Annotated in this window: 4 protein-coding genes; 1 reads left to right on the top strand and 3 read right to left on the bottom strand. The window is 72.2% G+C overall.

Annotation, left to right across the window (positions count from 1 at the left end; genetic code table 11):
- Positions 1 to 628: 628 nt before the first annotated feature.
- The 3 genes from IG78_RS0140700 to IG78_RS0140690 form a co-directional block, all read right to left on the bottom strand.
- Positions 629 to 1198, bottom strand: coding sequence for a GNAT family N-acetyltransferase (locus tag IG78_RS0140700; protein ID WP_030574701.1), 570 nt, complete (start codon positions 1196 to 1198; stop codon positions 629 to 631).
- 127 nt (positions 1199 to 1325) lie between these two features.
- A complete protein-coding gene (locus IG78_RS0140695; RefSeq protein WP_030574699.1) occupies positions 1326 to 2645 on the bottom strand; it encodes a GAF domain-containing protein in 1320 nt (439 codons plus the stop codon).
- Positions 2646 to 2942: 297 nt separating this feature from the next.
- Complete coding sequence (locus IG78_RS0140690) at positions 2943 to 4577, bottom strand: acyl-CoA dehydrogenase family protein (protein ID WP_030574696.1); 1635 nt, start codon at positions 4575 to 4577, stop codon at positions 2943 to 2945.
- A 17-nt stretch (positions 4578 to 4594) separates the two neighbouring features.
- Between IG78_RS0140690 and IG78_RS0140685 the strand changes: the two genes are divergently transcribed.
- Entirely contained in the window at positions 4595 to 5731 is a 1137-nt protein-coding gene (locus tag IG78_RS0140685) for a YihY/virulence factor BrkB family protein (RefSeq protein WP_030574693.1), read from the top strand.
- Positions 5732 to 5840 lie beyond the last annotated feature (109 nt).

Below are 5840 nucleotides of genomic sequence, written 5' to 3'. Positions count from 1 at the left end.
CCCGCCCTTCCCGGCCTGACGGCCTTGTCCTCAATCGCCGGACGGGCTTTTAACCCACCCACCCGCCCCTTCATCCTCAAGCGCCGGACGGGCTTGCCCTCACCTGCCCGCCCCTTCGTCCTCAATCGCCGGACGGGCTCTCCCGCGCCTGCCTGCTCCTTTGTCCTCGGCGCGCCGGACGGGCTGGCTCCCGCCCTCCTGCTCCTTTGTCCTCAGGCGCCGGACGGGCTCTCCCGCGCCGACCCTCCCTTTGTCCTCGGCGCGCCGGATGGACTGGCTCCCGCCCACCCTCCCTTTTGTCCTCGGGCGCCGGACGGGCTTGCCGCGTCCGCCCGCTCCTTTGTCCTCGGGCGCCGGGCGGGCTTTCGCGTGCCCGCCCGCCCCCCTTTTGTCCTCGGCGCGCCGGACGGACTTGCTCCCGCTCGCCCGTCCCTTCGTCCTCAATCGCTGGACGGGCTTCGGGCGTCCGCCCCTTTGCGCTCAAGCGCCGGGTGGGCTGGTCTCAGCCCGTCCGGCGCTTGAGGACAAGGCCGTCAGGCCGGGAAGGGCGGGCGGGTGGGGGAAAAGAGCCCGTCCGGCGATTGAGGACGAGGACCGCAGGGCCGACAGGCGGTGCAGCGGGCGGCCGTCAGGTGTTGTGGGCGCCGGGCCACGGGCCGGGGGTGGGCTGCTCCTGCTGGTGGGAGACCTCAGTGTCGAAGAGACGGAACCCGCGCCGCAGGTAGTTGTCCATGGCGTGCTCCCCGTCGAGGCTGCACGTGTGCAGCCACACCCTCTTCGTGGCCGCCCGCCCAAACCACCGCTCCGCGAGATCCCACGCGCGAGCGGCCCCGTACGACAGGAGATGACCCCCGATGCGCCGCCCCCGGAACGCGGGGATCAGCCCGAAGTAGACGATCTCCACGACACCGTCGTCCTGCGGGTCCAGCTCCACGTACCCCGCGGGAGTCCCCCGGTCGTAGGCGACCCACGTCTCCACGCCGGGCCGCGTCAGGTGCTCGAGCCACTGCCCGTGGCTCAGGGAGAGCCGGTCCACCCAGGCGATGTCGCCGCCGACCGCGGAGTAGAGGAACCGGCTGAACTCCGGCGAGGGCACCTCGGCCCGGACGATCCGTACATCGCCGTCGGGGGCGGCGGCCGGAAGCAGGTCCGTGGGCGAGGTCTGTTCGAGGGACCAGGTGGTGACAGTGATGCTCATGCCGGTCAGGCAATCATGGGCGCCTCCGCCCGGCCAAGGGGGACCGGGGGAGACGCCGAGGGAGGAGGACGGGGCTGGTGCCGACCGGTGTGACTCGTGTCAGTCGGCCAGGGCGGCCGGAACCCCGTCAAGGCACCGTCGCCGCCCGCGCGCGCACCACCGCGGGGGCAAGCGACTGCGGCAGGAGCCGGGACGGGTCGGCGGCCAGGACCAGCTCGACGTCGGCGTCCTCGTGGAAGCGGTACGGGCGGTGCGCGAGCAGCCCGCCCAGATAGCGCCGGACGCGGGACAGCTCCGCGCGGACCGTCACCGTACGCCCCGGGTCGCCGAACAGGTCCTCGGCGAGCCCGGCGGCGGTCCGCCCCGCCCGGCTCACCGCGAGGAGGTAGAGCAACTCGGCGTGCCGGGGGGTGAGTTCGTGCGTCCAGCAGCCCGCGCTGCCGGTGACGGTGACCGTCCAGCGGTGTGAGCCGCCGACGTCCACCACGACCCGGGTGGCGACGGGCACCCCCGCCCCGTGCGGCTCGGCGGAACCGGCCCCGCCGCCGTCGTCGAAGCGCAGCAGCCAGCCCCCGGGCAGCGGCGCCACCGTGCACCTGCCGAGCGCGGGCAGCCAGGCCCGGCCGTCCGCGAAGGACTTGGGCAGCGTGACGCGTCCCGGCGGTGGCATGCCGGTGACCGCGGCCGTCCAGCCGTGGGTGTCCACCGCGACCGCCCTCCCGCCGAGGCGGGCGAGGACCGGCGCGGCCACCGAACGCAGCTTGTCCAGGGCGGTCAGATGCTGCTCGCGCAACCGCGCCTCGGCGAGCTTGGCGACCGAGCCCACCAGGGCCAGGGTCGCCGGATGCATGGTGTCGAGCGGCCCGCTGATGTCCACGACGCCGAGCAACCGCCCGTCCCGCGGGTCGGTGATCGGCGCACCGGTGCAGGTCCACAGGTGATGGGTGCGGACGAAGTGCTCGGCGGAGAACACCTGGAGGGGGCGCCGGGCGACCAGGGGTGTGCCGATGCCGTTCGTGCCGACGATGCTCTCGCGCCAGTCGGCCCCCACCTCGAAACCGTGCCCGTCGGCCATCCGCAGCACCGACCTGTTGCCCTCACGCCAAAGCAGCCGCCCCTCCGCGTCCGCGACGACCATGATGTGCTGGGCGACGTCCGCGACCGACAGGAGACCCTCGCGCAGCACGGGCAGGACGTGCCGCAGCGGTGACGCCTGCCGCCGCCGCTCCACCTCATCGGTGCTCAGCATGCCCGCGCGATGGTCGTGCTCGGGGTCGACGCCGCTCGCCAGCATGCGGTCCCAGGACGCGCCGATCACCGGCCGGGGGCCGACGCGCGGGTGCCGCCCCGCGATCCTGGCGTCCCGCACCTCACGCAGCAGCCGCGCGGCCTGCGCGGCGTTCACCGCGGTCAGGCGTTCGAGATCGAACGTCGCCTGCGTGTTCATCACCGGTTCCTCCCGCTCCGAGCCCGCCGACAGAGGGGGACACGGCATCCATCGTGCCCTTCCCCGACACGCGGAAGGACGTGCTTCCTTCAGGTGGTGCAAACCCGGACCACACGCATCGTGCGGGGTTGCAACCTTCTGCAACTCTGGCGAACAGTCGTGCGGTGTTTGAAACTTGGCCGTGCGCCGCTCCGCGTGGCGTGCGTCCCGTCGGGACCCGAAAACCGGGGGTGGTGCCGTGTCGGCGCGGCACCACCCCTGTGACAGTGCCCCGCACGCCCGGGGTGCCCCGGTACGTCACAGTTGTACGGCGGCCCGCTCCACCACGGCTCCCAGATCCAGGCTGTGCGGCAGCGTGCCGAACGCCGCACCCCAGTCGCCGCCCAGCCGTGAGGCGCAGAACGCGTCGGCCACCGCGGGCGGCGCGTACCGCACGAGCAGCGAACCCTGAAGGACCAGCGCCATCCGCTCCACGAGCCGCCGGGCCCGCGCCTCGATGCCGTCCAGATCGGCGAGTTCGGTGAGCAGCGCCTTGATCGCGCCGTCCAGACGGTGGTCGGCGCCGCGCGCCGCACCCACCTCCTCCAGGAAGGCGTTGAGCGCCTGCGGCTCACGCTGCAACGCGCGCAGCACGTCGAGCGCCTGGACGTTGCCGGAGCCCTCCCAGATCGAGTTCAGCGGCGACTCGCGCAGCAGCCGCGGCATCCCGGAGTCCTCCACATAGCCGTTGCCGCCGAGACACTCCAGGGCCTCGGCCGCGAGCGGCGTGCACCGCTTGGTCACCCAGTACTTCGCGGCCGGCACGGCGAGCCGCAGGAACGCCTGCTCCCGCTCGCCCCCGTCGTCGTAGGCGGCCGCGAGGCGCAGCGCGAGCGTCGTCGCCGCCTCCGACTCCAGCGCCAGGTCGGCAAGGACGTTGCGCATCAGCGGCTTGTCGACGAGCTTGCCGCCGAACGCCTCCCGGTACGTGGCGTGGTGCACGGCCTGCGCGACCGCCTGCCGCATCAGGGCGGCGGAGCCGATGACACAGTCGAGCCGGGTCGCCGCCACCATGCCGATGATGGTGCGCACCCCGCGCCCCTCCTCGCCGACCCGGCGCGCCCAGGTGCCGTCGAATTCGACTTCGCTGGAGGCGTTCGACTTGTTCCCGAGTTTGTTCTTGAGGCGCTGGATCGCGAATGCGTTCCGAGTTCCGTCGTCCAGGACGCGTGGCACCAGAAAACATGTGAGCCCGGCCTCGGCCTGCGCGAGCACGAGAAATCCGTCGGACATCGGCGCGGAACAGAACCACTTGTGCCCGACGAGTTCATAGGTGCCGTCCTCGGCGAGGGCCCGCGCCCGTGTCGTATTCGCACGGACGTCGCTGCCGCCCTGTTTCTCCGTCATGCCCATACCGAAGAGCGCGCCCGCTTTCCGCGCGGCGGGCCGCAGCCCCTCGTCGTACACGGTGGAGGTGAGCCGCGGCTCCCACTCGGCGGCGAGGCGGGGGTCGGCGCGCAGAGCGGGCACCGCCGCGTGGGTCATCGACACCGGGCAGCCGTGGCCGCCCTCGGTCTGGGTCCACACCAGGAAGCCCGCCGCGCGCCGCACATGCCCGCCCGGCCGGTTCCAGGCCGAGGTGAGGCCCGCGGCCACCGCCTTGCCCAGCAGCCGGTGCCAGGCGGGGTGGAAGGTCACCTCGTCGATGCGGTTGCCGTACCGGTCGTGCGTGTGCAGAACGGGTGGATTCTCGTTGGCGAGCACCCCCCACTCCTGGGCCTGCGCGGAACCCGCGGTGCGGCCGAGGTGGGAGAGCTCCGTGCGCGCCGCGTCGAGCAGGCCCGGGTCCAGGTGCCGCTCGACGCCCTCCGCGAGGGCACGGTCGCACGTGAAGACGTCATATCCCACCAGGGGCGGAGCCTGGTTGGTCACTGTGTGGGTGGTGGCTGCCATGCCGCTACGGTAAGGAGGTGCACCAGGCAAAAGAAACACCCGGGCGGCCACACGGCCGCTGGAATCGGGCCCGCGCTCTCTATCGCAACGTCTCCAAGCGCAGGACCGCCTGGCTGCTGCTGAAGGACACCGTCAACTCCTGCATCGAGTACCGCGTCCTCGGGCTTGCGGCCGAAGCGGCGTTCTTCACGCTCCTGTCCGTGCCGCCGCTGCTCCTGAGCCTCATCGGTCTGCTCGCGTACGTCGACCGGTGGACCGGCGCCGACACCATCACCAGTGTCCAGAACAACATCCTGGAAGCCTCCCGCACCATCCTGTCCGACAAGGGCGTCCGTGAGATCGCGCAGCCGATCCTGGAGGACGTCGTGAAGGTCGGGCGCCCCGACGTGATCTCGATAGGGTTCCTTTTCGCCCTCTGGTCGGGCTCGCGCGCCGTCAACGTCTTCATCGACACCATCACCGTCATGTACGGGCTCGACGGCGCCCGGGGCATCGTGCGCACCCGGCTGCTCGCCTTCGGCCTCTTCCTCGTCGCCCTCGTCATCGGCTCCGTGGCGCTGCCGCTGATGGTGGCGGGGCCCGACGCGGTGGTGAAGCTCGTGCCGGGCTCGGCGACGGTGGTCCAGGTCCTGTACTGGCCGGTCGTCACGCTCCTGTCCATCGTGTTCCTGACGACGCTGTACCACGTGTCAGTGCCGGTGCGGTCGCCGTGGGTGGAGGACATGCCGGGTGCGCTGATCGCCCTCGGCATGTGGGTGCTCGGCAGCTTCCTGCTGCGCATCTACCTCACCAGCACCGTGGAGGGGCCCACCATCTACGGCTCCCTCGCCGCGCCCGTCGCCGTGCTGCTGTGGATCGGGGTGTCGGCGTTCGCGGTGCTGGTCGGCGCCGCGGTGAACGCCGCCATAGACCGGGTGTGGCCCTCTCTTGCCACTGCTTCGGCGCGGGAGGCCAATGAGCGGGTGCGGGAGGCTCGGGCTGCGGAGTTCGTCGCTCGTGCTGCCGCCGCGCGGGCCGCCGAGGATCCCGACGATCCCGATATGCCCTCGGAGTTCCCCGAGCGGTGGTCCCGCTTTCTGCCCCCCGACGATGTCACGTCCCGCCTCCGCACCCACCACCACGCCAAGCGCCACGAAGACGACCCCCCAACCTGACCCCCGCCCCCAGACACCCGCACCCTCAACCACCGGCCGGGCTCTTCCCCACCCACCCGCCCTCTCCCGGCCTGCGGCCTCGTCCTCAATCGCCGGACGGGCTTTTCTC

The organism is Streptomyces aureocirculatus, from assembly GCF_000720475.1.
In the GTDB taxonomy this organism is placed as follows: Bacteria; Actinomycetota; Actinomycetes; order Streptomycetales; family Streptomycetaceae; genus Streptomyces; species Streptomyces aureocirculatus.
The sequence above is the reverse complement of the archived record's forward strand: the minus strand, read 5'-3'. Positions and strand labels throughout refer to the sequence as shown.

Coding starts and splice junctions, on each gene's coding strand:
- IG78_RS0140700 (WP_030574701.1), bottom strand. CDS start 1,198: ATGAGCATCACTGTCACCACCTGGTCCCTCGAACAGACCTCGCCCACG.
- IG78_RS0140695 (WP_030574699.1), bottom strand. CDS start 2,645: ATGAACACGCAGGCGACGTTCGATCTCGAACGCCTGACCGCGGTGAAC.
- IG78_RS0140690 (WP_030574696.1), bottom strand. CDS start 4,577: ATGGCAGCCACCACCCACACAGTGACCAACCAGGCTCCGCCCCTGGTG.